The organism is Marinobacter lipolyticus, assembly GCF_018424605.1.
In the GTDB taxonomy this organism is placed as follows: Bacteria; Pseudomonadota; Gammaproteobacteria; order Pseudomonadales; family Oleiphilaceae; genus Marinobacter; species Marinobacter lipolyticus_B.
In genome coordinates, this window is sequence record NZ_QTKT01000004.1 from 13,756 (window position 1) to 36,627 (window position 22,872).

Here is a 22,872-nt window from a genome sequence, read left to right on the forward strand (position 1 = left end):
CGGGCCACTCGCAGAGTGATGCAGAGTGATTATGCGTCGGTGAAGCCGCCGATCAGGCGGCTTCACCATCCCCCAGCAGGTCTTCAAGCCGCAGGCGCACCTGCGCCATTACATCGGCAAGATCGTCCTTGGTTTTTCCGGCGGTCTCGATGGGCGTGCCCACCCGCACATCCACCGGCTGGCCCAGATTAATCTGCCAGGTGCGCGCCGGCAGCACCCGGTGGATACCGCGAACCGCCACCGGAACGATCACCGCCTGGGTATCCAGGGCCAGGTGAAAACAGCCCTTCTTGAACGGCAGCAATTTGCCATCCGGCGACCGCGTGCCCTCCGGGGCGGCCCACAGCACGATACCGCTTTCCATCATCGCCCGCGCCCTGGCCAGGTCCTGCACCGCGCGCTGGCGATTGGCCCGGTCGATGGCGGGAAATTCCGCCGCTTTCATGGCCTGCCCCAGCAGCGGAATACCAAACAGCTCTTTTTTCGCCAGCATTCTTACCGAACCGGGCATGGACACGAAGGTCACCGGGATATCGTAATGACTGGCGTGGGTACACATGATGATGTAGCGCCGGCCGTCACCGAAATCGGGCACCGCACCGCGCACGGTCAGGCTCACCCGCACCAGTCGCAGCAGGGCGGCCGACCACTCGCGGCAGTACTTGTCGACAATGGTCCGGTTCAACCGCCCGAACAAAGCCCGCAACAACACCAGCAGCGAAAACAGCGCCGTCAGACCAACCGACCCGAGCACCACGCCGGCCCGTCGCAACAGCGTGGCGGATTCGGTTAACGGGTTCATCTTCAGTCGAATCATGTGGCTTTCACTCCCAATCCCAACCTCAACCCAGCTTGATCAATTTTTAACCAGGCTCTATAAGTAATAAAGATATAACCCGGACATTCCCGGGGACCTGCGCACGCCCGCATCATGCAGCCAAGGAGACGGATCATGACCCTCACACCTCACATACAGCGCGGCCCGAATGACCCCGGGCTCGAGAACCCCGATCGCCGCCGCCTGCTCCTCGGCAGCGCTGGCGCCATGGCCGCCGTTAGTGTACTGGGCTTTACGCCACTGGCGAAGGCCGAAGAACCAAAATCCCTGCCCGACTTTGCTGCCTGGAAAGAACGCAATGCCCTGATCATCCACAGCGCCAACACCATGGAAACTGAACGGGGCGCGATTGGCAGCGGCGTGGTCACCCCCAGCGACCGGCTGTTCGTGCGCAATAACCTGCCAGCCCCCCCGGAGCAGATCGCAGCCGACCCCGACGCCTGGGAGGTTCGCATCGAGGGCGTTAAAAACCCGAAAACCCTGACCGTCGGTGAGCTCAAGCAGATGGGCATTACCACCGTGGCCTCCGTGTTGCAGTGTTCCGGCAACGGTCGTGCCTTCTTCCCCCACGGCGCCAGTGGCACCCAGTGGAGCGTCGGCGCCGCCGGCTGTGTGCTGTGGACCGGCGTACCGCTAAAAGATGTGGTTGACGCCCTGGGCGGGCCCGCCGAAGGTGCCCGCTATATTACCGGCACCGGCGGTGAAACCCTGCCCGACGGCCTCGACCCGAAAACGGTCATTGTCGAACGCTCGGTGCCTACCCGCGCCATGGACAGTGCCCTGCTGGCCTGGGAGATGAACGACGAACCGCTGCCGGTGACCCACGGTGGTCCGCTGCGCATGGTTGTCCCGGGCTACTACGGCGTCAACAACGTCAAATACGTGAAAAACGTCGCGTTCACCGAAAGCCAGACCGATGCCAAGATCCAGGCCTCCGGCTACCGCATCCGCGATGTCGGCGTCTCCGGCGCGCCAGATCAGCCGTCGATGTGGGAAATGAACGTCAAATCCTGGGTGACCGCGCCGCTGCAGCGTGGGCGCAAAGGCCGCAACATGATCTACGGCGTGGCCTTTGGCGGCACCGTGGCACTGGACAAGGTCGAGGTGTCGGTGGACGGTGGCGAGAGCTGGAAGCAGGCCCGCTTCCTGGGGCCGGATCTCGGCCCTTATGCCTGGCGGCCGTTTGTGCTGGCGGCAGACCTGGACGCCGGTGAGCACCGCATTGTCAGCCGCGCCACGGATGCCGAGGGCAACACCCAGCCGGAGGGCCGCACTGACAACGAACGGGGCTACGGACACAACGGCTGGAAAGACCACGGCGTGACGGTGGCGGTTAGCTGAACATGAAAACAACCGCTCTGCTCGCGTCAACCCTGCTGGCCATCGCTGTTCCGGTGGCCAGCGCCGATGAAGGCAGAATGGCCCAGGGCAAGAAGGTTTTTTCCGAAACCGCCCAACCATCCTGCACCATCTGCCATACCCTGAACGATGCCGGCTCGTCCGGCGCCATTGGCCCCGATCTGGATGAGCTGAAGCCCAGCCAGAAACAGGTTCGCGAGGCAGTGCGTTCGGGTGTTGGCGTGATGCCCGCGTTCGGCGAAAGCCTGTCTGAGGACGATATTGATGCGGTCGCGTTCTATGTCGCCAGCATCACCGGTGGCGCGACGGAGTAACCGGCCGCCACCGCTGCCTCAGCCGTTTTCCCGAAACACCATGGCGATGGAATTCAGGCAGTATCGCTGCCCGGTGGGTGGTGGACCGTCCGGAAACACATGGCCAAGATGACTGTCGCAGCGGGGGCAGCGGATCTCGGTGCGAGTCATGCCCATGCTGCTGTCTTCCAGATACCGGATATGGTCGGTATCGAAGGGCTGGAAGAAACTGGGCCAGCCAGTGCCGGAATCGAATTTGGAGTCGGAACTGAATAACGGCAGGTCGCACAGCCGGCAGTGGTAGACACCGGCTTTCTTGTTGTCGAGCAGCGTGCCGCAGAACGGATGCTCGGTGCCGTGATCCAGCAGAACCCGCCGTTCTTCCTCTGACAGATCGGCCGCCATCTCATCCACCTGGGTCGGTGTCAGCGGGGTCAGATCATATCCTGCTGCAGAAACACTCATGGCAACCTCCTCACGCTGTGTCGTCATTTCGGTATTCGGGTTTGAGATACTCACCATAGGAGGACACCAGCTTGTCCACCTTGGGCGCCGCCACCGCCATGATGTATGGCTGGTACGGGTTCTGTGCGGCGAAATTCTGGTGGTAGGCCTCCGCCGGATAAAAACGGCTCAGCGGTTCCAGCGACGTCACGATCGGGTCCGGGTAGACCCCCGCGCTGTCCAGCTGGCGAATGTACGCTTCCGCAACGCGCTTCTGTTCCGGGGTTTCGTAAAACACCGCGGAACGGTACTGGGTTCCCCGGTCATTGCCCTGGCGATTGAGCTGGGTCGGATCGTGCGCCACCGAGAAGAAAACCTTCAACAGCTGTCCGAAACTGACCTTCGCAGGATCGTAGTGAACGTCCACCACCTCGGCGTGGCCGGTCTGGCCGCCGCACACGGCGTCGTAGTTGGCGGTGTCGGGGCTGCCGCCGGCGTAGCCGGACTCAACCCGGGTGACCCCCTCCATGGCCAGGAACACCGCCTCCACACACCAGAAACAGCCACCGGCCAGCACCACGTGGGCCGTAGCCGACGTATCGTCAAGATCCTGCTGCGGGTCGGGAAAGCGGCTTCGCGGCACTTCAAGCCCCGGCACATTGCATGATTGCGTCATCGTTTGCCCCTACCTGTCAATTTTGCAGTGAATCGATTGCGCAGTGAATCCCTCTAGTGTGGCCATCGCGCCGCCATTTTGCCAACCCGCTTGTCGGCGCAACGGCTGTCAGAACAGCAGCTGGCCGGCCAGCGCACTGGCCGGCGCCAGCAACCACACCGGTACCCGCCACTGCGCCAGGCATACCCACAACAGCAATACCAGCGCACACCAGCGGAAGAATGTACGGCTGACGTCCACACGGGATCATAGAGCGCCGCCAGCAGCAGCCCCACCACCCCGGCGTTAACGCCGGTCAGCGCTGCCCGTACCCGGCTGTGGGAACGCACCCAGGACCACAGGGGAAGACCGGCGAACACCAGCAGAGTTCCCGGCAGAAACACCGCGACCACGGCAACGCCTGCCCCCGACCAGCCGCCCTCGGCGGCGCCCAGAAAAGCGGAGAAGCTGAACAGCGGCCCCGGCATCGCCTGCGCCACCCCGTAGCCGGCCAGAAAGGTGTCCGCCGGCATTGGCCCGGAGGCAACAAACCCTTCCTGCAACCAGGACAACACCACATGCCCGCCACCAAACACCAGCGCTCCGGCGCGGTAGAGTTCTGCGCCGATCCAGCTCAGCGATGGCGCCGCCTGGGGCAAAAACGAGGCCGCCAGCAACACCGCGAATACCGTTGCAAACAGCATCGGCCTGCGGGATTGCACCGGTACTGACAGCGCCTCTGCAGCTGGCTGTGCCGGCAATTTAAGGAGCACACCGGCAAGGCCGGCGGCCACCAGCACCAACACCTGAATCCATACCGCGCCCGCGGTCAGCAGCACCACTGCCACCACAACGGCGATGGACAGCCGCGGCGCATCCGGACACAGGCTCTTGCCCATCTGCCAGACGGCCTGGGCCACCACCGCCACCACAAACAGTTTGAGACCGGCAATCCAGCCTCCGGCGGCGGCCGACGGCCAGACCCGCAGGCCCAGCGCAAACAGCGTCATGATCAGCGCCGACGGCAGCGTAAACCCGAGCCAGGCGGCTGCGGCCCCGCGGTAATGCCCGCGGAGGTACCCCACTGTCAGCCCCACCTGGCTGGACGCGGGCCCCGGCAATAGCTGACACAGCGCTACCACCTCGCCGTAGGCAGAGGCAGAGAGCCAGCGCCGGCGTTTGACGAATTCGTCGTGGAAAAAGCCCAGATGCGCTGCGGGACCACCGAATGAGGTCAGCCCCAGCCGGAGAAACAGCAGGAAAATACGCCAAGGGGAGTCTGGGCTGTCGGCGGGTCGGCCTGAAGTCATCACACAAAGATTCCGTTGGTCCAGTGGGTGAACAATCGCGGTTGCCATGACATGAAACATGAACATAGTGTCAATCCGGTTGCATCACTGCCAGACCCAACCATAATGAAGACAGGGGTTTGCCAACGCGTGCAATGCAGGATCAGTCATGACCGCCAGGGCACATACACCAGAAAGTCAGGACGAGTTGCTGGAGTACCGCCTGAGCCTGAGGCTCGGTCCCGTTCATGCCCGCCAGCGGCTGGGCATCGAACAGGAAGCCGAAGCCCGGCTGTTCGGAAAGGACCACGATTCGTTCCACCTCGAGAACTGGACATCAGCGCCCGGGGTCATCCGCTTTTGCCTGCAACTGGTGGGCCTGTTCCGGCGCGCACAGAATAACAGCCGCCAGCTGACCACCGCCAGCAACCACTTCCACGTACCGAACCTGCCGGCGGCGTTCGAGGGTTTCCGCATTCTGCATCTGACCGACCTGCATGTGGACATGGACGAAGCCAACCTGCAGGCGGTGATCGACCAGATCACCCCGCTGGAATACGACCTGTGCGTGCTGACCGGGGATTACCGGCGCCTGACCTGGGGGCCGGTGGATGCGGCCCTGGACGGCATGGCGACCCTGCGCGATGCCATCCGGGGAGACGCCTACGCAGTACTTGGCAACCACGACAGCATCCGCATGGTGCCCGCCCTGGAAGACATGGGCTATCGCCTGCTGATGAACGAGCACAAAGCCATCACCCGCGGGGGTGACACCCTCTATCTGGCCGGTGTCGACGACGCCCATTTCTACAAGGTTCACAATCTTCACCGGGCCGGAGACGCGATTCCGGTAGGGGCGGTGAGCGTTCTGCTCAGTCATACACCGGAGATCTTCCATGAAGCGGCCCACGCCGGTTACGACCTGTTTCTGTGCGGTCACACCCACGGCGGCCAGATTTGCCTTCCCGGCGGCATTCCGGTAACACTGGATGCCGACTGCCCCCGGGCCATCGGTCGCGGTTACTGGCGCAAGAACGGCATGCAAGGCTATACCTCACCGGGGTCGGGCACCTCGGTGCTCAACGTGCGCCTGAACTGCCCGCCGGAAGTGACCGTTCATACCCTGACCCGGGGACCGGTCTAGCGGTCAGTGGGGCTGCCGCCGGATACCCAGCCGGTAGAGCAGCGGCGACAACAAAATGTTCGACAGGGTGAACAGAACCACCACGCCGAGAGCCTTCCACACCCCCAGAGGCAACCAGAACACCGCCAGGACCATCGGCAGTAGGGCTTCGGGTATCTGGTCCAGTCCCAGAGCCCGCGCGCTGGAAGCCAGCCCCCGCCGCCGCTTGATAAAACTGCTCAGCATGTCGCCGGCCAGTCCCAGCGCCGCGAACAGGCACCCGAACACGAACCCGAGGCCAACCAGCAGCGCGAACAGCCCACAGACCAGGGTACCGCTGACCAGGCCGCGCCAGGTCTTGCTTCTGCCCAGCAGCGGCTGACCATCACGCCACAACCGGCCGCCATCCACGGGCGCCGACCAGCGCGCGCCAAACAGCTTTCGGGCGACCACCGGCGCACCGTTGGCCAGCACCAACATCACAAACAGCTCCAGCGCCAGGATCACCTTGGTCTGCCTCCGCTCAGGAAACGCCACCACGGGTCAGTTTGAGAGGGTCCATCAGCCGTTCCAGGTGATCCCGGTCCAGGCCGCTGCGCTCCTCGGCTACATCGATCACCGGGCGGCCGGTGCGGTAGGCTTCCTTGGCGATGTCCGCCGCCAGTGCGTAGCCGATTTCCGGATTCAGCGCCGTCACCAGCACCGGGTTCTTCCCGACCCCCTGATTCAGATTCTCCGCATTCACCGTGAACCCGCGGATGGCCTTGTCCGCCAGCATACGGGCGGCATTGCTCAGCAGCTCCACCATATCCAGCAGATTGGCCCCCACCAGTGGCAACATCACATTGAGCTGGAAATTTCCGGACTGACCGGCCACGGCCACCGCGCTGTCCAGCCCCATGACCTGGGCGCTGACCATCGCCACCGACTCCGGAATCACCGGATTGACCTTGCCAGGCATGATACTGCTGCCCGGCTGCAGGGCCGGCAGACTGATCTCCGCCAGGCCGTGAATGGGGCCGCTGTTCATCCAGCGCAGATCGTTGGCAATCTTGGTCAGCACAATAGCCACGCCGCGCAGCTGGGCCGACAGCGCCACGGGCGCATCCACCGCACTCTGGCCGACAAACTTGTGTTCCAGCGAGCGGAAGGGATAACCGGTATTGCCACGCAGGAACTTGACGAACTGTTCGGGGAATTCGTGCAGGGCGTTGACCCCGGTGCCCACCGCGGTGCCGCCCTGCGGGAGCGATAGCAGGTCATCGCTGGCACCCTCCACCCGGGCCTGTGCCGCCAGCAGCTGTTCCCGCCAGGTGCGCAGTTCCTGCCCCAGCGTCACCGGCATGGCGTCCATCAGGTGGGTGCGGCCGGTCTTGACCTGCTCCGAGTACATCGCCTCGCGCTCGTAGATCATGCCGCACAGGTGCGACAGCGCCGGCAACAGCCGGCTGTGCACCGCGGTCACCGCACTGACGTGAATGGCGGTGGGAATGACATCGTTGGAGCTCTGGCTCATGTTGACGTGATCGTTGGCGTTCACCTCCACCCCGGCGCGACCTGCCAGGGCGGCAATCACTTCGTTGACGTTCATGTTGGTGCTGGTGCCGGAGCCGGTCTGGTAGCGGTCGACGGGGAACTGGTCCGCGTGCTCACCGTCCACCAGTTGCAGGCAGGCTTCCACGATGGCATCCCGCAGGTCATTGTCGAGCAGACCGAGGCTGGTGTTGGCCTCCGCCGCTGCCTGCTTGACCCGGGCAACGGCCGCGATAAACGCCGGCGGCATGGGCTGGCCACTGACCGGGAAGTTCTCCACCGCCCGCTGGGTCTGTGCGCCCCAGAGCGCGTCCGCCGGCACGTGAACGTCCCCGAGGCTGTCTTTTTCCGTCCTGAATTCACTCATGGCATCCTCCCCTGTGCAGCCGGCCGTTCAACCAGCCACGGTGTTACTGGCTCCCTGCGTGGGATCGTAGCCTTACATGGTCGCAAACACCGGTAACCTGTTCAAAATTAAGGATCAGCGTCTGAACCGTATTGGTGTAGGTGTCGTGCAGATGAAACTTGAAACGACGCTGTTTTTCGCCCTGAAGGTAAGCGTCGTATTCTTTCACCAGTTCCCGCACGTCGCCCCCGGAATCCTGGCTCCAGGTAGCGTTGAACGGCCCCAGCACGGCACCGCCGGCCAGGCAGATGGTCACTTCGTGGTTGGTAAGACTGTTCTCGGTGACACTCATGGCCTCTCTCCCTCTCAGTAGGTCTCAATAAGTGTAGTCGGTACTGCCAAGGCCATCACAAAAGCAGCATCGGGTGATGAACGGAACATCATTTGTAGGAATTTCCTACACGATTCCTTGCCCGCCCTTGCTACGCTGCCCAAAGACCAACTTCAGCAGCAGGACACAGCCACATCATGGCCAGTACCGGAGCACCGGAGGTCATTCTCCGTTACGACCACGAACAGGATCGGGACCAGTTCACCGAACTGTTCGCCAGGGATTTCACCGTGCGGCCCTTTGCCACCGATGCCGCTGCCCTGGCGTTTCTCACCCAGGCCAGCATTGCGCCAGCGGCGATCATTATTTTGCCCCGCCACCCCAACGAGCACGTCGACTCGGCCCTGCTCGCCGAAGCGCGGGACCGGCACCCGCGGCTGCTGAAAATCCTGCTGGGCGAGACCATTGCCCTCAATCTGCTGGTGTCTATGCTGGATACCCAGCTGATTGACCGCTGTTTCGAACAGCCGGCGAATCCGGACCTGATCCGCTCCCACATACTCACCGCAGCGCTCACTCCCACGGCGACACCACCATCCCGCCTTTCACAAACCGTGGTCGGTGACTACAAACCGGCGGTGTTGATCGTCGATGATGAGCCCACTGCCACCCGGTACCTGGCCAGACAACTTGAGCGCCTGCAGGGAGAGTTCCGTGTGCTGTGCGCGGTGAATGCGCAAGACGCGCTCCTGCGCATAAGCGAAGAGGGCGACTCCATTGCCGTGGTGATGACGGATCAACGGATGCCGGGTGTGCAGGGCAAGGAACTGTTGGATGAACTCCGGCAGTCACACCCGGCCATCGTACGCATCCTGACCTCGGCCTGGGGCGAAGTGGACGTGGCACTGGATGCGGTCAATGAAGGCCGCATCTTCCGTTACCAGAAAAAGCCCTGGCAGGCGGGGGACCTGCTGACACTCTTCCGCAAGGCCCTGAACCACCACCACGCTCTGGTGGCAGCCCGTGACAGTTCCCGCTGCGAGGCGGAGAGGCACTTTGCCGAACTGCGGCAGCAGCGCCATGCACGGCTGATCGAGGCGCTCTCGGCCCCGCTGGAGCAGGTTATCCATGGGCCGGTGATGGCGGACTTCCTGGATGCACTGGCACGCATCCGCACCCTGCCCGCCAACGCATCGCATCTGAGGGCCAGCCGGGAAACGCATTTGGAGCAGGAACTGGTGCGCGGTTTTGCAAACACAGTACGCCAGCAGCTGGCGCTCCTGACCATGCCCCCGAACCGCGGTCCCCTGCACCCATCAGAACTGGAGTCCGCTCTGGCAGAGATGGCCACCGATGACCCGGTGGCCAGCGAGGGGGATCAGCCACCCCTGGCGATGTTCTGCCGCTCACTGGCCACCTTGCTTGCTGCCTCGGGATTGGATCACCGTCACCTGGTGCTGGACCGCGCCGATGGCAGCTTGCGGCTCGAAACCACCGCACCGCTGAAGATGTACAGCCACTTGCTGGCACCGCTGACCCGCCTCTCCCGACCGCTGCTGGAGCAACAGACCGCCTTGCTCATGCTCCACCTCACCAGCCGGCTGCTCGCCGGCGAGCTCACTTTGGAAGGCGGCGAGCAAAGCTACTGGGTCACGCTGCAGTTTTCCGCTACCGCGAGCCGGTGGGGCTGACGATGAGTGAATTGCGCCGGGTGCGGCTCTATGTCACCGTCGGTCAGCGCCTGCTGCGTGACAGCCTGCTCTTCCAGATCCTGCTGCACGATGACGTCGAGCTGGTTGGCGAATCGGAAACCGGGGTCGATACCCTGAACCGGCTCAACCTGGCACGGCCAGGGGTTCTGCTGATTGAAGAGAATCTGCGGGACAACGACGGCCTGACGATTGCTGAAAGCGCCCTGAGCGTACATCCTTCGCTGTCGGTGCTGCTGATCTCGGATACGCCGGTCAGCAGTGCGCGCATGGCGATTTACCTGGAAGCCGGCATCAAAGCCGTGGTTTCCAAGGATCAGCCGATCCAGGAACTGATCAAGACGCTGTTCTACATCCGCAACGGTCAGGTGTACGTCGGCAACTGGCAGCAGCCGCCGGCATCCGCCCCCGCGGCACTGGAAGCCTACCAGGGGCTGTCAGGCCGTGAGCGGGAAGTCGCGCAACTGATGGCCAGGCGCGTGCCGGTGCGGGAGATTGCCGGGCAACTTGGCGTGTCCTGCAAGACCGTGCACTCCTACAAGGACAGGATCTTCGTCAAGCTGGGCTTTGAGCGCCTGCCCGAACTCATTCTGTTCATGCAAAGACACCATCACGGAGCCGCCGCTTGAAACTGCTTTCCGGCATCGACCAGATCCGCCAGCTACCGGCGCACCGCCAGCAACGGTTTGAACGATTTTACCAGCTCCAGTATCGCTATCACGTGCTGCCGCTGCTTGCCGACGTGTTCCTGATACTGGCCTTTATCGGCACCCTGCTGTTGCTCGCGGGGCTGGCACTGAATCAGGATGCTCCGGCGGTCCTGGCCACCTACGTACTCTACACCCTGATCCTCACCGCGCTGATTGTCGCCCACCGGCTCACCGCGCTGCGCCGCGCCGCCCCGCTGATTGTCTATCTGGTGTTCTTCAATATGGCGGCATTCAGCTACCTCGGCTACGTCGCCACCGGCGCGACACTTGCCCCCATCGTCGGGCTGTTCTTCTTTATCAGCTCGGTGGGCATCATCACCCTGTCGCTGCTGCACACCTGCGTCATTCTGGCGATCAACCTGGTGCTGCTGGTATTGGCCACCGCGGTGGCGGTACCGCCTCCGGACATGGCAGGCACGCTGGCTGCCATTCTCGGTAACTGGCTGATCCTGATGTGCCTGTTGGTCGCGCCCCTGTCGGCCTGGTTCTTCGCCCGGTTTCTGCGCAATCTGCTGGCCCTGCAGTTCCTGCTGAGGGATCGCAACCGCCAGCTTTCGCGCACCCTGAAAACCCTTGAATCCACCGAACAGCGCCTGGCCCGGGAGCAGAAACATCAGGCCCTCAGCCACATGGCCAAGGGGCTGTTGCACGAGATCATGAACCCTCTGAACTGCGCCAGTCAGGCCATCGATTTTGCCGCGGCCATCAACCGTGACCCGGAGCTGGCGGAAGCCCTCGACGACGCCGGCGTGCACCAGAAGCGCATCGCCGACATCGTCTCCGACCTGATCGAATTCTCCCGGCCGGCGCCGGATCACGACCGCGAGGTGGCCGAGCTTTCCCGGCTGGTAGCAACGGCTACCCGGTTCTGCAAACACCAGCTGCGGGGCATCGACGTCACCGTCGATATTCCCGCCGGTACCTCGCTGGCGTGTTATCCAACAGCGCTGCTTCAGGTTTTCGTGAACCTGTTGCTGAACTCGGCGTCGGCCCTCACCGAGTCGGCCCGGCAAACGCCGGAAATTGTCGTATCAGCCACGCTCCAGGGCACTGACGTTGTTGTGGTGGTTGCGGATAATGGCCGCGGCATTGCACCGGACGACATCAAACGCCTGACCGACCCTTTCTATTCGACCAGTGACACGCCGGACAATCTGGGCCTGGGACTGAGCATCTGCCAGACCATTATGCGTCACCACAACGGCAGTATGACCATCGCCAGCGACCCCGGGGAACGGACCCGGGTGACCCTGACGCTGCCCCGGCAAACGGCGCAGGGACCGGCCGCAGCGGCGGTGAGCTAGAAGCTCAGCACCGCCCGCAGGGTCACGGCGTCGCCATCGGGGTTCGCCATCAGGCTGTTGCCGCTGATATCCGGCCACAGGTAATTCAGCCGTACCTGGAACTGGTCGCCCAGGTAGTAATTCAGCCCCAGCAACATCACCTGCGCCTCCGCCCCGATGCCGCGATCTCTGAGGTCCACGGTGCTGTGGCGGGCCACCACTTCCACCGCCCCGGCCGCGTGCTGCGGCTTGACACCCTTGAACTCCCCACGACCGTAGCGGCGCTGGTCCGGAGTCAGGAACAGGCTGGCCTGCAGGTAGGCACCCTGGAACTGCCACCGCTCGCCATTGCTGCGTTGCACGCTCTGCATCATGGCCTCACCTGCCAGTGTCAGCCGGCCAGCCAGCCAGGCCGCCTCCAGGCCTGCCAGCCAGGCATCTCGGGCATCGAACCGCGGGCTGCGGATGATGTTGTCGGCGCTGAACACCTCGCCCTCATCGCGGATCTGAAAGCGCTGATGGTCCAGATCCCGCCAGGACGCCGCCAGCCCCAGGTGCAGCACACGGGCGTGCGAGCGAACGGGGGCGGCCGTCACGCGCCCGGTGACCGCACGGGTGGAGCCACCGTCGGGTTCCTCAGTGAACACCCCCAACGCCCAGGTGGCCGATTTGCGGAACTGCCCGGCCATGATGCCGGTCGAGCGACCCGGCGCAAACGCGGAGGTCGCCACCGATCGTTCGCTGGTGTTCAGATCGGTATAGCTGGTAAGCCTCTCCAGACCGAATGGCTCCTTGAACCGCCCCGCGGTGACACGGAACCGGCGGGCGCCGTTGAACTGAAGAAACGCATCGCCCAGGTCCAGCTCCTTTTTGTCACCGGCAATCTGGTAGCTGCCATCCAGCTCCGCTTGCCACTGCTCGCCCCAGGCCAGTTCCAGCTGCAGCTTGGCGTTGCGCAGCACCGCGCGGGTGGTGTCCGATTCGCCATCCTGGTCATAGAAGCTGCCGTAATGGTCCACACCGCCCGCCAGATAACCACCCCACTCTCCACCCCACTCTCCACTCCACTCTCCATTCCACTCGGTCTCCGGCGGCGCGGCCAGCACCGTCAGCGGCTGTAACATGAACGCCAGTGTCAGCCCGACGACCAGCAGCGCCCATCGGAGTTCACCGATCATGATGACCCTCCTGGCGGAAATGCATCCGTACCATGGCGGTGTCGCGCAGATAGCTGATGGACACCACATCGACCCGGAACACATCCAGTCCGGTCCGTTGCCGCAGATCCTCGATGAGCGCGCCCTGCTTCTCGTGATGGACGTTCTCGATTTTCTCGTATTCCACCTCTTTCTCGCCGTGGCGGGGCAGCAATACCCGGGTTTCCAGCACCAGCGCCAGCGCAATGATCAGGCCGTTCAGGAGCACCAGTTCCAGATGCTGCATGGTGCCGACGGCGGCCAGCAGCGCCATGGCAATGACCAGGAACAGGTAGGTCATTTCCTTGATACCCAGGGCTTCGGTGCGATAGCGGAGCATGGAGAACACCGCAAACAGACCGAAGGCAAACCCCATGGTCACGGTGACCGAGTGCAGCAAGGCGGTGACCAGGAACACCCCGACACCAAACAGAATGAAAGAGGCGGCGTTCTCCCGGTGCCGGGAATACGCGTAATAACAGCGGATCAACACAAACACCGACAGGGTGTTGATCACCAGACGGGTCGCAAAATGGAAATCAACAGCCGATTCCATGAAGGCTCCTTAACAGCGGTTTGAAACGATTGGTTTTCAGTTGGTGGCCGAACAGCAACCCGGTGCCCACGCAGTATTTGCTGAACGGCACCGGCCGGCAGCCAAGCGCACCGAGGCGCTCGGCAAAGGCCGAGGCTGGCGTCTTGCGGTGGTACTTGATTTCAATAACAGCGACGTCAGGCAGATTCACCGCCTGCTCGCCGTCCGGCGATCGGAAAGACAGCCCGGTATCCAGCGTTATGCGTTCGGTGCCCCGGCGATTCATCAGGGTTACCCGTTGATAGCAGACAAAAAGAGCCGGCAGCATCCGTGCCACCGGTAGGCCCAATTGCTCTTCCAGAAACGCCGGCACCTGCCTGTCCGCACAGGTATGCGGGGTAAGCGGCACGCGATTCTTGACCGTGCGCTGCCGGTTGTTCTTTTTCTTCACCTCCAGAAAGCTCTCGCCGGTTTCCCGGTAATGCCGGATGCGCAGCTTGAAACGGTTGAGCTTGCCGTTGTGATGGTCGAGGTAAAGCCGCCGCTCCGGCGTGTCGAAATACAGGGTGTCGTAGGTGAATCGCCGGCACCCATCCAGCTCCAGTACGGTGTAGTTGCTTTCCAGCCCCCGCAGACAAGGTTCCAGCATCCGAACCGGCACCAGGTACTTGGTGTCCACCCGGTTCATCAGTGGGGCCGCCATCTGATCGGCCAGCGTGTGCCCGCGGAACGCTGCCAGCGGGCTGCCAACCGCCATGTTCATCGCACGTCGGAGCTGTATTCGAGAGTGGCGTCCAGGCTCAGGGCGACGTCGCCGGCACTGGCGCCCGACCCCACGCGGCTGATGGTGATACTGCCCTCGGCACCCAGCGCCAGCGTGCGAACATCACCGGGGAGGCTTTCATCCACCTCGAACAGCAGGGCGTTGGTGGCGAAGCCGTGGAAGCGATGGGTTCCCGGCACATAGTCCGATGCCTCGATAAACAGCTGCAGCACATAAGGCTTGAAGTCGTCGCTCGCATCCACGCCAATCAGCAGCAGGCTGATGACCGGCGGCTTGCTCTCCCGATCCACGGAATACTCCAGGCTGTCGACTTCGAAGGCCGCGAAGGTCAGGCTCGCAGCGACCGCGCGACCGTCGGGCAGGGTAAAGCGGAAAGCGCCGTTATCGGTGCCGTTGCGCGCTTCGATCGAACCCGTGAGGCTGGTGGTGACCGGTGCACTGCAGTCCGGCTCACGATCGGGCAGCAGGTACACCGTGCCCGACGGAACCTCTTCCGCAATCGCCTGTTCTATCGCGGTGCGCCGTGATGGCCGGTAATTCGCCTCACCGGGGGCTCCCCGACCGCTGACGAAGGCTTCCACACTGGCCACCGCAGACGAACCGGTGCCGGTGAGCTGGCGAATCCGCTCCAGTTCTGCCAGCAACGCCGCCTCATCCCACTGGGTGGCGAGCAGATTCTCAAGTTCCGCCTCGTATCGGGCACGGTAGTCGGGCATCTCGAATAACCGGTTGGCGAGGGAGAAGTTGCGGTACAGCACCCCGGTCAGGGGTTTCAGAGGGTGCTCGCCACGAAAGGCGGTGTCCGGGCCCCAGGGTATGAAATGAAACCGGCCATCCTCCGGGTTGCGGTAGATGTGGAAATTGTTGGCGTTACCGGTGGCGGAATCCCAGGCGCCCAGCAGGGTCTCGACCGCCCAGAAACGGATGAATTCGTCCACATCCAGCAACTGCGGCAACACGTTCATCATCTGCTCATCCGGGAGCGCCAGGGCGTCGTTCAATGCCTGCAGATCCGACCGGTCGTTCTCTTCTTCGTTGGTCTTTTTCTCGAAGCGCCGGCTTCGCCAGGTCCCGAAATCGGCGGTCTGGGCCTCGTACTGGTTGCCGTCGTCATCGCCGAACACCCGCGCCAGGAACGGCTTTTTGATGGGCTCAACGTTGGTAAAGATGCCCAGATCCTGTCCGTTCACCGTCACCCTGGCGTAGTTGCATCGGGGGGCGGCGATACCGGCTTTGCGGAACTGATCGTAGGCCAGACACTGGCGGGCGTTGGACGGGTCCTGGCGATTGTTGTTCAGGGTCATCCGGCTCATGTTCTGATAAGTACGCCCCGGCCACAGATCATCGAAGTCCAGCTTCAATGAGGGCACGCTCGGACTGAGCGACCCCATGTAGCCCTTCTTGCGCACGATCACGTTCGCCATCTCGCTGCCATCAATGGTGACGCTGGCCTTGAATTCCGAGTACTCGAATTCGGGCACGCACTCACGGTCGGTACTGGCAAGGGTGCGGGCTTCCGCCTGCAGGGTGCTGAATTCCCCGGCATCCATGGTCAGATCCACTTGCACCACCCGTTCGGGATCGTACAAATTCCCGTTGCCACCGATATTGACCGGTTCGGTCGGCGCGTCGAAGTCGGAAGGGCTGGAAGCGTCGCTGCCGCCCCCACCACAGCCGGTCAGCAAAACCGTCAGTGCTAAGGCTGTACCGATGGAAGCTTTCGACCCGCGAAGGGGCCAGGGCAAGTTTATTGTTGTCATCTGTTACTCCCTCAGATGGTTTTCAGATACCGGAGTCACGCCGGTTACAGGGAGTATCGAGGGCACGGAGCAGAGGTGTATGTAAGACGGTCTTACGCGGCAAGATCACGGGCGGACACGAAAAGGCCCGCCGAAGCGGGCCTGGTGGCTCAGGGGGGCAGATCAGAAGAACCCCAGCGGATTGGTGTCGTAACTTACCAGCATGCACTTGGTTTGCTGGTAATGATCGAGGGTCATCTTGTGGTTCTCACGACCAACCCCGGATTTCTTGTAGCCGCCAAACGCGGCGTGGGCCGGGTACTGGTGGTAACAGTTGGTCCAGACGCGCCCGGCCTGGATGGCCCGCCCCATGCGATAGGCCCGATTGATGTCGCGGGTCCACAGCCCGGCGCCCAGGCCGAACTCGGTGTCGTTGGCAATGGCCAACGCCTCCTCCTCGTCCCTGAAGGTAGTCACGCCCACCACCGGGCCGAAGATTTCCTCCTGGAACACCCGCATGTCGTTCTTGCCCTTCAGCAGCGTGGGCTGGACATAGAAGCCGTTATTGTACTCACCTTCCATTTCCTCACGACCACCCCCGGTGAGGACTTCCGCCCCTTCCTGCTTGCCGATGTCGAGATAGGACATGATCTTGTCGAACTGTTCCTTACTGGCCTGGGCACCCACCTGCACGTCGGTGTCCAGTGGATTGCCACGCTTAATGGCCTTGGTGCGCTCAATGACCTTCGCCATGAACTCATCGTACATGTCTTCCTGCACCAGGGCGCGGGACGGGCAGGTACAGACTTCCCCCTGATTGAAGAAGGCCAGCACCAGCCCTTCCACACACTTGTCGATGAACTCCGGCTCGGCCTGCATCACGTCAGAGAAGTAGATGTTGGGGGACTTGCCGCCAAGCTCCACGGTGGACGGGATGATGTTCTCGGCCGCGCACTTGAGAATGTGGGAGCCCACCGGGGTAGAGCCGGTGAAGGCGATCTTGGCGATGCGTTTACTGGTCGCCAGCGCCTGGCCGGCCTCGTTGCCATAGCCGTTGACAATGTTGATCACCCCCGGCGGCAACAGGTCACCGATCAGGTCCATCAGGATCAGGATGCTGGCCGGCGTCTGTTCGGCGGGTTTCATCACCGTGCAGTTGCCGGCCGCCAGGCAGGGCGCCAGCTTCCACACCGCCATCAGCAGCGGGAAGTTCCAGGGGATGATCTGGCCGACCACCCCCAGGGGCTCGTGGTAGTGGTAGGCCACGGTGTTGTTGTCGATGGCGCTGGAGGTGTCTTCCTGGGCCCGGATACTGCCGGCAAAGTAGCGGAAATGGTCGACCGCCAGCGGCAGGTCGGCATTGAGGGTTTCCCGCACCGCCTTGCCGTTGTCCCAGGTTTCCGCCACCGCCAGCATCTCGATGTTCTGCTCGATGCGGTCGGCAATTTTCAGCAGAATGTTGGCGCGCTCGGTGGTGGACGTTTTGCCCCAGGCCGGCGCGGCCTTGTGGGCAGCATCCAGGGCCAGATCAATGTCGTCCGCACCGGAACGGGGGATCTCGCAGATCAGTTCCCCGGTAACTGGCGTGATGTTCTCGAAATACTGGCCCTTGACCGGCGCTACCCAGTCACCGCCAATGTAATTTTCGTATCGACTTTTGAATGAAACAACGGAACCTTCCTTTCCTGGTTGTGCGTAAATCATCGTCGTGACCTCGTCTTTTTTATAGGAGTACACCGCGGCTTTCGCGTGTTACTCCTACAATGTAGACCTCGCACACCATTAGTCGAATGAGGCCTTGGCCGACTAGCGGGCGGCCATCGTCCGTTCGGCGTCGAGCAAACGCTGTTTGCGGGTGAGACCCCAACGATACCCTCCGAGCGTGCCGTCGCTTCGCAACACCCGGTGACAAGGCACCAGCACGGCAATACGGTTGCGCCCGCAGGCTGAGGCAACCGCTCGCACCGCTCTCGGTGCGTTCATTCGTCGGGCCAGTTCACTGTAGCTGATGACTTCCCCCTCGCGAACGCTCAGCAAAAGTTTCCATACGCGGATCTGAAAAGTAGTGCCACGCATGTCCAGCGGTAACTCGGGGCGTGGCTGGCTGTGACTCAGGTGGGCGTCGAGCGCGTCGATCCAGGCGTCCAGGTGGGGTGCTCCCCGCGCCTGGGAAAGGGTCAGTTCAGCACGCGGGAACTCGTGCCGCAGTTGCGCGCGCAGACTGTCTTCATGATCACCGAATTCGGCAAAGCATACGCCGGTATCTGTTGCCCCCATCATCAGCAAGCCATGGGCTGTTTGTCGGCAGGCATAGGCAATACGCTCACCCTCGCCGCCCTTGCGGTAGATACCGGGCGCCATTCCCACCTGTCGCTCTGCCTGGCCATAAACCCGGCTGACAGAACCGAAGCCAGCCTCGTAGATTGCGTCAGTAACGGAGTGACCGGTTTGCAACGCCCCCTTGAATGTCTGCATTCGCAGGCCATCCTGATACGCTTTGGGGGATACCCCGAAGGTGTCTATGAACGCGCGATGGAGGCGGGAGACCGACAGCCCGGCAACGGCGGCGAGGTCCGCCAGCCGAAGCGGCTCCTGCGCCCGCGCCTCGATGTAGCGAGCCAGGGCCACCATCCGATCCGCGAGGGTGGCAGTGCCTTCGGATTGACCGGCAGCCTCAGACTGCCGGGGGCGCGATGAACTGGGCATAAGCTGAGTCCTGTCTTTGCGTTTCCCCTTTCCTTTGTACTTTGCCCCGATCCGCCGCCGGCTGCTATCCGTTTTTTGCGCCCCGAGGCAAGTTCAGCCGCGCATCAGCTGCCAAGGGCGGCCAACTCCTCAAGACAATCCGTCAGGAACTGTGAAGGCGCCCCCAACACCGCCTCGTCGGCCACCACGCCGAACTGGACACGACCGGCGTAGCTGACGATGCTCACGCCGAGCCCGATGTCGCCCGCCTGGGGTACCCAGAACATCTGCTCGGTGATGCGGCAGCCAGCCAGGAACCGCTCCTCACGGGAACCCGGCACGTTCGATACCACCGCACTGGCTTTGCGATAAAACACATCCGCCACGGGCTCACGCCAGGGCTCGGGCACCAGCGAGGCGCTGGCGGTCAGCCCCCAGGCGATGCCCGGTTGCCAGCTTTTTTTCAGGCGGCGGGTTTCGTGTTTGATGCGGAACAGCCGCTCAAGCGAACTTTCACCGTCCACCGGCAAGGGCACAAAGACCGTACCGAAACAGTTTCCGAGAGCGCCGGGCTCAGGTTTGATGCCGGCCGGCAGCTGCCCGCGGATATCCACCGGAACCGCGGCATGCAGCACCGCCTCGTCCAGATCGGTCGGCCCGGCGGCAAGCTGCTTGCGTACCGCCGCCGCAACGCAGCTGAGCAAGACATCGTTGATGGTGACGCCGGTGGCGCTGGCAACCTGCCGAAAGCGCTCCAGCGCTATGGGTTCCGACCAGCAACATTGCCGCCGCCCCAACAGCGGACGCCGGAGCGACGACGGACTGTCTTCCGGTTCGATCAGAAACTGACTGACTTCATTCACCAGCTTCAGACCCGACTGGGCAAACCGCTCCAGCACACGTCCAGCACCCTCACGACTGCCCGACGCGCCCTCTGCGGGGCCGTCTGTGCTGCCCGCGCGCGCGCCGGACGCGGCCGCCACTTCCTCACCGATCAGCTCTTTCAGCCACGCGCCGGCGGCCATACCCCAGCGCTTGACGTCCGCCTGCTCGGCGCTGCCATAAATAGCGGGCAACTGGCGGGGCGATGGCGGGCAGATACGCTCGAACACCCCCAGCAGTGACAATCCGTCGGCGTAACAGTGATGCATGCGCAGGATCAGCGCCGCGCCGCCTTCGGCATGGGGCGCAAGCCAGAACTTCCAGAGCGGGCGATAGGCCGGCAGCGGCTGATTGAGGCGGGCGGACACCCAGTCCTGCAGCTGCGCGTGCGTGAAGGGCTCACGGGCCACCTGCAGGTGATGGCGCAGATCGAACACGGTATCTTCTTGCCACCACCAGCCCGGCGAACGCTGGACCGGCACATAGCGGAAGCGCTGCCAGGCCAGCCAGTACACCGCCAGAAATTCCCGCAGACGGGGTTCCGTCAGCCCGTCCACCCGCAGCATGACCGTGATGGTCATGGGGTTTTCGGGTCTTTCCAGGGCCAGCCATGCCGAATCCACAGGCAACAGGAGATGTGAGTCCTCTTGATTCAAATCTGACTGTCCCCGGGGTGATTGGATCAAACAAAGTTTCAGGCGAATCCAGCATTGTGCCAGACAACCGGAATCGCCTCCACAAGGCGACCGGGCGCGCAGGGTTACAAAAAATTACACGCGTGTAACCCTTCACCCCTATACTGGTTATAAGCGTTAGTGAAATGGTTATGACTGAAGGCCGGCGGGATGGTTTATTCAGCAAACCAAGCAGACTATTGGCCGTGGACCTTCGTAAATAAGGTAGCCAGCGCCAATAACCAGGGCCGGCAATCGCGATACAACAGTCACTATCAGCACAGACCAATACCGACAACAGTCTTACACGGTGCTGACAGGAGAACGGTTATGAAAGCGAGCCACGTTCGCAAACTGATAAAACCGATTGAAAGCGCCTACTCAGAAATGTTTTCGGGCAGGGTCTACCGCGTCGGCAAAGGCGCCGTGTCTGTCCGCAATCACAGCGGCGAGGCGCAGCAGACGGTCATCGGTGTGCACGGTTTCCTGGAAAATCACTGCTACTTTACCCAGGCCTATGAAGAACCCACCACCGAACTGATCCTGCTGACCTGCAGCAATTACCACATTCCGGTCAACGGCGTAACGCCCGAGACACCGGACTGGGAAGTGCCGATCAAACACCTTGAGGGCACCATCGAGTACGACGCCTGTATCCTGAACCAGGCGGTCGCCAATCTGCCCGGCACCGACAACATTCGCATTCACGGTCATTCCCGCGGTGGCGCGGTCATCCTCGAGGCCATTCGCCAGTGGCCGGAACTGTACGAGAACGTGGAAGTGGTTCTGGAAGCGCCGGTACTGCCCCAGGCCAGCCTGCACGCCCTGGTAACCACGATCCTGGAGCCGGTCAGCCACGGCATGTGGCCCTGGCTGATCCGTCTGATCAACACGGCGCCGTCGTCGGCCTACGGCCAGACTTTCTTCGGGCGCATGAACCCGCGCAAGAAACAGCTGCTGAGCAAACTGTTCTCCGCCACCAAGGACCACCTGACCATCGTTCGCAACATCGAGAACATCATGGACTGGATGGAGCGCACCGACACCAGCGTCTACAACAACGTTCGCCACGGCACCTTCCTGATCCCCGCGGTGGACCGCATCCTGGACCGTTCCGCGATGCTGGCCAGCGCGCGGCAGAGCCCGACCACCATGCGGATTGTGGAAACCCAGGCGCCCAGCCACTTCATCACCCTGGACAGCAAGGAGTGGGTACCCGGGTTTGAGACCCTGCCGACCGCCGTCCAGGGCTGACACTGCCATCCTGAACCACGCTCCGGTAAACTCTCAGCTTTGCTGATACGGCTTACCGGAGCACCCCCGCATGTATCGTGAGCGCCTCGTCGCCACCAACGTCCAGTCAGACAATGCCCGCCGGCTTCAGAGCCTGCTGCTGGACTATCACGATTTTCGCCAGCACAAGATTCGCCATCCTCGCTGTGAGGACACCTTCCGCGTGGCTGAGTGGCAGGCCGAGCGGCTGCGCCAGACCCATCAGGACCTCTACCAGCATCCGGGCTACCACACCGGGCTGGAGTTTCTGCTGACCGACCTGTACGCCCCCGCCAGCATGACCCGCCGCGATGACAACATCGACCGGGTTTTTCCCAGGATGGTGAAATGGTTGCCCGACCACTTGCTAGGGACCTTCGCCGGCCTGGTAGAGCTCAATCTGATCACCCAGCAGCTGGATCTCGAGCTGGCGGATATTCTCGCGCGCCGGGGCGTTGCCATGGAGCAGATATCGACGGACGAGTACTGCGCCGCGTTCCGCGCCAGCGGCCAACTGGCACATCGTGAGCGCCAGATCGCCCTGGTTGCCGATGTGGGTCGCCAGCTTGATCGCTATGTGCGCAACCGCACTCTGGGTTGGCTGCTGAGCATGACCCGCAGTCCGGCGGAAATGGCCGACCTGAGCGACCTGCACAGCTTCCTGCACCGCGGTTATACGGCGTTTCGGGAAATGGATGAGGTGGACACCCTGATCGAGCGGCTGGTTACCCGCGAGCAGCGGGTGATGGAGAATATCCTCCGCGGCCACCCGGAGCCTTTTCGCCTGCCCGAAGCAATGTAATGCGATACCTCGGCATCGGGCCCGTCAGGCAGTAATGATCTGGTCGAGCTGAGAGTGGATTTCCTGCTCGATGCGGGACTTGAACGGCCGCAGCAGCATGCCCAGCTCCAGATGAACGTGCAGGTCGTCGGCGGTAATGTTGAGCTGGCCTTTCACACCGCTGCGTTTGAAACGCAGCACATCGCCCTCCCACTGGTAGTTGACATCAAACTGTCGGGACAGGTCCTCGGCGAGGGTTTCGGCGGCCTGGCGGGCATGTTCCTTATCCATGGAATGGGCGCGATGAACATCAATGACAGACATGTATCAGCTTTCTCTTCAAAAGTGGGCGGTTTTATAGTTTAAGGGGGTAATAAACTTGTAGCCACCCCCTTAACCGTTAGAATACGG

General features: G+C 62.6%; 22 protein-coding genes and 1 pseudogene. 8 read left to right on the top strand and 15 right to left on the bottom strand.

Annotated features, from left to right (window positions below):
* Positions 1 to 52: 52 nt before the first annotated feature.
* The gene (locus tag DYI22_RS06935) at positions 53 to 817 is read right to left on the bottom strand and encodes a lysophospholipid acyltransferase family protein (RefSeq protein ID WP_213477338.1); all 765 of its coding nucleotides are present in this window, start codon (positions 815 to 817) and stop codon (positions 53 to 55) included.
* 135 nt (positions 818 to 952) lie between these two features.
* Here DYI22_RS06935 and DYI22_RS06940 point away from each other — a divergent pair, with 135 nt between their 5' ends.
* Positions 953 to 2,179 (top strand): sulfite oxidase, encoded by a 1,227-nt coding sequence (locus DYI22_RS06940; RefSeq protein ID WP_213477339.1) that lies wholly within the window; start codon positions 953 to 955, stop codon positions 2,177 to 2,179.
* A gap of 2 nt (positions 2,180 to 2,181) precedes the next feature.
* Positions 2,182 to 2,511 carry a c-type cytochrome gene (locus tag DYI22_RS06945; protein ID WP_213477340.1) on the top strand — a complete coding sequence of 110 codons (330 nt, stop codon included), beginning with the start codon at positions 2,182 to 2,184 and terminating at the stop codon, positions 2,509 to 2,511.
* An 18-nt stretch (positions 2,512 to 2,529) separates the two neighbouring features.
* On the opposite strand, the gene msrB is transcribed toward DYI22_RS06945, so the two are convergent.
* The 3 genes and pseudogenes from msrB to chrA all read right to left on the bottom strand — a co-directional run bounded on the left by msrB (position 2,530) and on the right by chrA (position 4,899).
* Positions 2,530 to 2,955 carry a peptide-methionine (R)-S-oxide reductase MsrB gene (msrB, locus tag DYI22_RS06950; protein ID WP_213477341.1) on the bottom strand — a complete coding sequence of 142 codons (426 nt, stop codon included), beginning with the start codon at positions 2,953 to 2,955 and terminating at the stop codon, positions 2,530 to 2,532.
* 10 nt (positions 2,956 to 2,965) lie between these two features.
* Positions 2,966 to 3,610, bottom strand: a complete 645-nt coding sequence (gene msrA, locus DYI22_RS06955; RefSeq protein WP_213477342.1) for a peptide-methionine (S)-S-oxide reductase MsrA — start codon at positions 3,608 to 3,610, stop codon at positions 2,966 to 2,968.
* 108 nt (positions 3,611 to 3,718) lie between these two features.
* Positions 3,719 to 4,899: pseudogene (gene chrA, locus DYI22_RS06960) on the bottom strand (chromate efflux transporter).
* 148 nt (positions 4,900 to 5,047) lie between these two features.
* On the opposite strand from chrA, the gene DYI22_RS06965 reads away from it, so the two are divergent.
* A complete protein-coding gene (locus tag DYI22_RS06965) occupies positions 5,048 to 6,022 on the top strand; it encodes a metallophosphoesterase (protein WP_213477343.1) in 975 nt (324 codons plus the stop codon).
* Positions 6,023 to 6,025: 3 nt separating this feature from the next.
* Here the strand turns inward: DYI22_RS06965 and DYI22_RS06970 are convergent, their stop codons facing one another.
* From DYI22_RS06970 to DYI22_RS06980, 3 genes are read right to left on the bottom strand one after another with little or no spacing between them, the layout of a single operon-like run.
* Positions 6,026 to 6,538, bottom strand: a complete 513-nt coding sequence (locus DYI22_RS06970) for a CDP-archaeol synthase (protein WP_323132887.1) — start codon at positions 6,536 to 6,538, stop codon at positions 6,026 to 6,028.
* Positions 6,525 to 7,901: a class II fumarate hydratase gene (locus DYI22_RS06975; RefSeq protein ID WP_213477344.1), complete on the bottom strand. Its 1,377-nt coding sequence runs from the start codon at positions 7,899 to 7,901 to the stop codon at positions 6,525 to 6,527. Before DYI22_RS06975 ends, DYI22_RS06970 begins: the two co-directional genes overlap by 14 nt.
* 43 nt (positions 7,902 to 7,944) lie before the next feature.
* Positions 7,945 to 8,232 carry a hypothetical protein gene (locus tag DYI22_RS06980; protein ID WP_213477345.1) on the bottom strand — a complete coding sequence of 96 codons (288 nt, stop codon included), beginning with the start codon at positions 8,230 to 8,232 and terminating at the stop codon, positions 7,945 to 7,947.
* Between the two features lie 176 nt (positions 8,233 to 8,408).
* On the opposite strand from DYI22_RS06980, the gene DYI22_RS06985 reads away from it, so the two are divergent.
* From DYI22_RS06985 to DYI22_RS06995, 3 genes are read left to right on the top strand one after another with little or no spacing between them, the layout of a single operon-like run.
* On the top strand, positions 8,409 to 9,902 hold the full coding sequence (locus DYI22_RS06985) for a response regulator (RefSeq protein ID WP_213477346.1): 1,494 nt from the start codon (positions 8,409 to 8,411) through the stop codon (positions 9,900 to 9,902).
* A 2-nt stretch (positions 9,903 to 9,904) separates the two neighbouring features.
* Positions 9,905 to 10,549, top strand: a complete 645-nt coding sequence (locus DYI22_RS06990; protein WP_213477347.1) for a response regulator transcription factor — start codon at positions 9,905 to 9,907, stop codon at positions 10,547 to 10,549.
* Positions 10,546 to 11,934 carry a sensor histidine kinase gene (locus tag DYI22_RS06995; RefSeq protein WP_213477348.1) on the top strand — a complete coding sequence of 463 codons (1,389 nt, stop codon included), beginning with the start codon at positions 10,546 to 10,548 and terminating at the stop codon, positions 11,932 to 11,934. The genes DYI22_RS06990 and DYI22_RS06995 overlap by 4 nt, the downstream gene beginning before the upstream one ends.
* Here the strand turns inward: DYI22_RS06995 and DYI22_RS07000 are convergent.
* From DYI22_RS07000 to DYI22_RS07030, 7 genes are all read right to left on the bottom strand, one after another.
* Positions 11,931 to 13,091: an OprO/OprP family phosphate-selective porin gene (locus tag DYI22_RS07000; protein WP_213477349.1), complete on the bottom strand. Its 1,161-nt coding sequence runs from the start codon at positions 13,089 to 13,091 to the stop codon at positions 11,931 to 11,933. The genes DYI22_RS06995 and DYI22_RS07000 overlap by 4 nt on opposite strands.
* Positions 13,081 to 13,665 carry a DUF4956 domain-containing protein gene (locus tag DYI22_RS07005; protein ID WP_213477350.1) on the bottom strand — a complete coding sequence of 195 codons (585 nt, stop codon included), beginning with the start codon at positions 13,663 to 13,665 and terminating at the stop codon, positions 13,081 to 13,083. The genes DYI22_RS07000 and DYI22_RS07005 overlap by 11 nt, the downstream gene beginning before the upstream one ends.
* A complete protein-coding gene (locus DYI22_RS07010; RefSeq protein ID WP_228300877.1) occupies positions 13,649 to 14,401 on the bottom strand; it encodes a polyphosphate polymerase domain-containing protein in 753 nt (250 codons plus the stop codon). Before DYI22_RS07010 ends, DYI22_RS07005 begins: the two co-directional genes overlap by 17 nt.
* Positions 14,402 to 14,403: 2 nt before the next feature.
* Positions 14,404 to 16,188, bottom strand: coding sequence for a CotH kinase family protein (locus tag DYI22_RS07015; protein ID WP_213477352.1), 1,785 nt, complete (start codon positions 16,186 to 16,188; stop codon positions 14,404 to 14,406).
* Positions 16,189 to 16,350: 162 nt separating this feature from the next.
* Positions 16,351 to 17,871: an aldehyde dehydrogenase family protein gene (locus tag DYI22_RS07020; RefSeq protein WP_213477353.1), complete on the bottom strand. Its 1,521-nt coding sequence runs from the start codon at positions 17,869 to 17,871 to the stop codon at positions 16,351 to 16,353.
* Positions 17,872 to 17,973: 102 nt separating this feature from the next.
* Positions 17,974 to 18,873 (bottom strand): bifunctional transcriptional activator/DNA repair enzyme AdaA, encoded by a 900-nt coding sequence (locus tag DYI22_RS07025; protein ID WP_213477354.1) that lies wholly within the window; start codon positions 18,871 to 18,873, stop codon positions 17,974 to 17,976.
* A gap of 104 nt (positions 18,874 to 18,977) precedes the next feature.
* On the bottom strand, positions 18,978 to 20,390 hold the full coding sequence (locus DYI22_RS07030) for a WS/DGAT domain-containing protein (protein WP_213477355.1): 1,413 nt from the start codon (positions 20,388 to 20,390) through the stop codon (positions 18,978 to 18,980).
* 348 nt (positions 20,391 to 20,738) lie between these two features.
* On the opposite strand from DYI22_RS07030, the gene DYI22_RS07035 reads away from it, so the two are divergent.
* Both DYI22_RS07035 and DYI22_RS07040 read left to right on the top strand, forming a co-directional pair.
* Positions 20,739 to 21,662, top strand: coding sequence for an alpha/beta hydrolase (locus DYI22_RS07035; protein WP_213477356.1), 924 nt, complete (start codon positions 20,739 to 20,741; stop codon positions 21,660 to 21,662).
* A gap of 70 nt (positions 21,663 to 21,732) precedes the next feature.
* Positions 21,733 to 22,482 (top strand): FFLEELY motif protein, encoded by a 750-nt coding sequence (locus DYI22_RS07040; protein ID WP_213477357.1) that lies wholly within the window; start codon positions 21,733 to 21,735, stop codon positions 22,480 to 22,482.
* Between the two features lie 24 nt (positions 22,483 to 22,506).
* Here the strand turns inward: DYI22_RS07040 and DYI22_RS07045 are convergent, their stop codons facing one another.
* Entirely contained in the window at positions 22,507 to 22,785 is a 279-nt protein-coding gene (locus DYI22_RS07045; protein ID WP_213477358.1) for a polyhydroxyalkanoic acid system family protein, read from the bottom strand.
* Between the last annotated feature and the right edge of the window lie 87 nt (positions 22,786 to 22,872).

Coding starts and splice junctions, on each gene's coding strand:
- DYI22_RS06935 (WP_213477338.1), bottom strand. CDS start 817: ATGATTCGACTGAAGATGAACCCGTTAACCGAATCCGCCACGCTGTTG.
- DYI22_RS06940 (WP_213477339.1), top strand. CDS start 953: ATGACCCTCACACCTCACATACAGCGCGGCCCGAATGACCCCGGGCTC.
- DYI22_RS06945 (WP_213477340.1), top strand. CDS start 2,182: ATGAAAACAACCGCTCTGCTCGCGTCAACCCTGCTGGCCATCGCTGTT.
- msrB (WP_213477341.1), bottom strand. CDS start 2,955: ATGAGTGTTTCTGCAGCAGGATATGATCTGACCCCGCTGACACCGACC.
- msrA (WP_213477342.1), bottom strand. CDS start 3,610: ATGACGCAATCATGCAATGTGCCGGGGCTTGAAGTGCCGCGAAGCCGC.
- DYI22_RS06965 (WP_213477343.1), top strand. CDS start 5,048: ATGACCGCCAGGGCACATACACCAGAAAGTCAGGACGAGTTGCTGGAG.
- DYI22_RS06975 (WP_213477344.1), bottom strand. CDS start 7,901: ATGAGTGAATTCAGGACGGAAAAAGACAGCCTCGGGGACGTTCACGTG.
- DYI22_RS06980 (WP_213477345.1), bottom strand. CDS start 8,232: ATGAGTGTCACCGAGAACAGTCTTACCAACCACGAAGTGACCATCTGC.
- DYI22_RS06985 (WP_213477346.1), top strand. CDS start 8,409: ATGGCCAGTACCGGAGCACCGGAGGTCATTCTCCGTTACGACCACGAA.
- DYI22_RS06990 (WP_213477347.1), top strand. CDS start 9,905: ATGAGTGAATTGCGCCGGGTGCGGCTCTATGTCACCGTCGGTCAGCGC.
- DYI22_RS07000 (WP_213477349.1), bottom strand. CDS start 13,091: ATGATCGGTGAACTCCGATGGGCGCTGCTGGTCGTCGGGCTGACACTG.
- DYI22_RS07005 (WP_213477350.1), bottom strand. CDS start 13,665: ATGGAATCGGCTGTTGATTTCCATTTTGCGACCCGTCTGGTGATCAAC.
- DYI22_RS07010 (WP_228300877.1), bottom strand. CDS start 14,401: ATGGCGGTTGGCAGCCCGCTGGCAGCGTTCCGCGGGCACACGCTGGCC.
- DYI22_RS07015 (WP_213477352.1), bottom strand. CDS start 16,188: ATGACAACAATAAACTTGCCCTGGCCCCTTCGCGGGTCGAAAGCTTCC.
- DYI22_RS07020 (WP_213477353.1), bottom strand. CDS start 17,871: ATGATTTACGCACAACCAGGAAAGGAAGGTTCCGTTGTTTCATTCAAA.
- DYI22_RS07025 (WP_213477354.1), bottom strand. CDS start 18,873: ATGCCCAGTTCATCGCGCCCCCGGCAGTCTGAGGCTGCCGGTCAATCC.
- DYI22_RS07035 (WP_213477356.1), top strand. CDS start 20,739: ATGAAAGCGAGCCACGTTCGCAAACTGATAAAACCGATTGAAAGCGCC.
- DYI22_RS07040 (WP_213477357.1), top strand. CDS start 21,733: ATGTATCGTGAGCGCCTCGTCGCCACCAACGTCCAGTCAGACAATGCC.
- DYI22_RS07045 (WP_213477358.1), bottom strand. CDS start 22,785: ATGTCTGTCATTGATGTTCATCGCGCCCATTCCATGGATAAGGAACAT.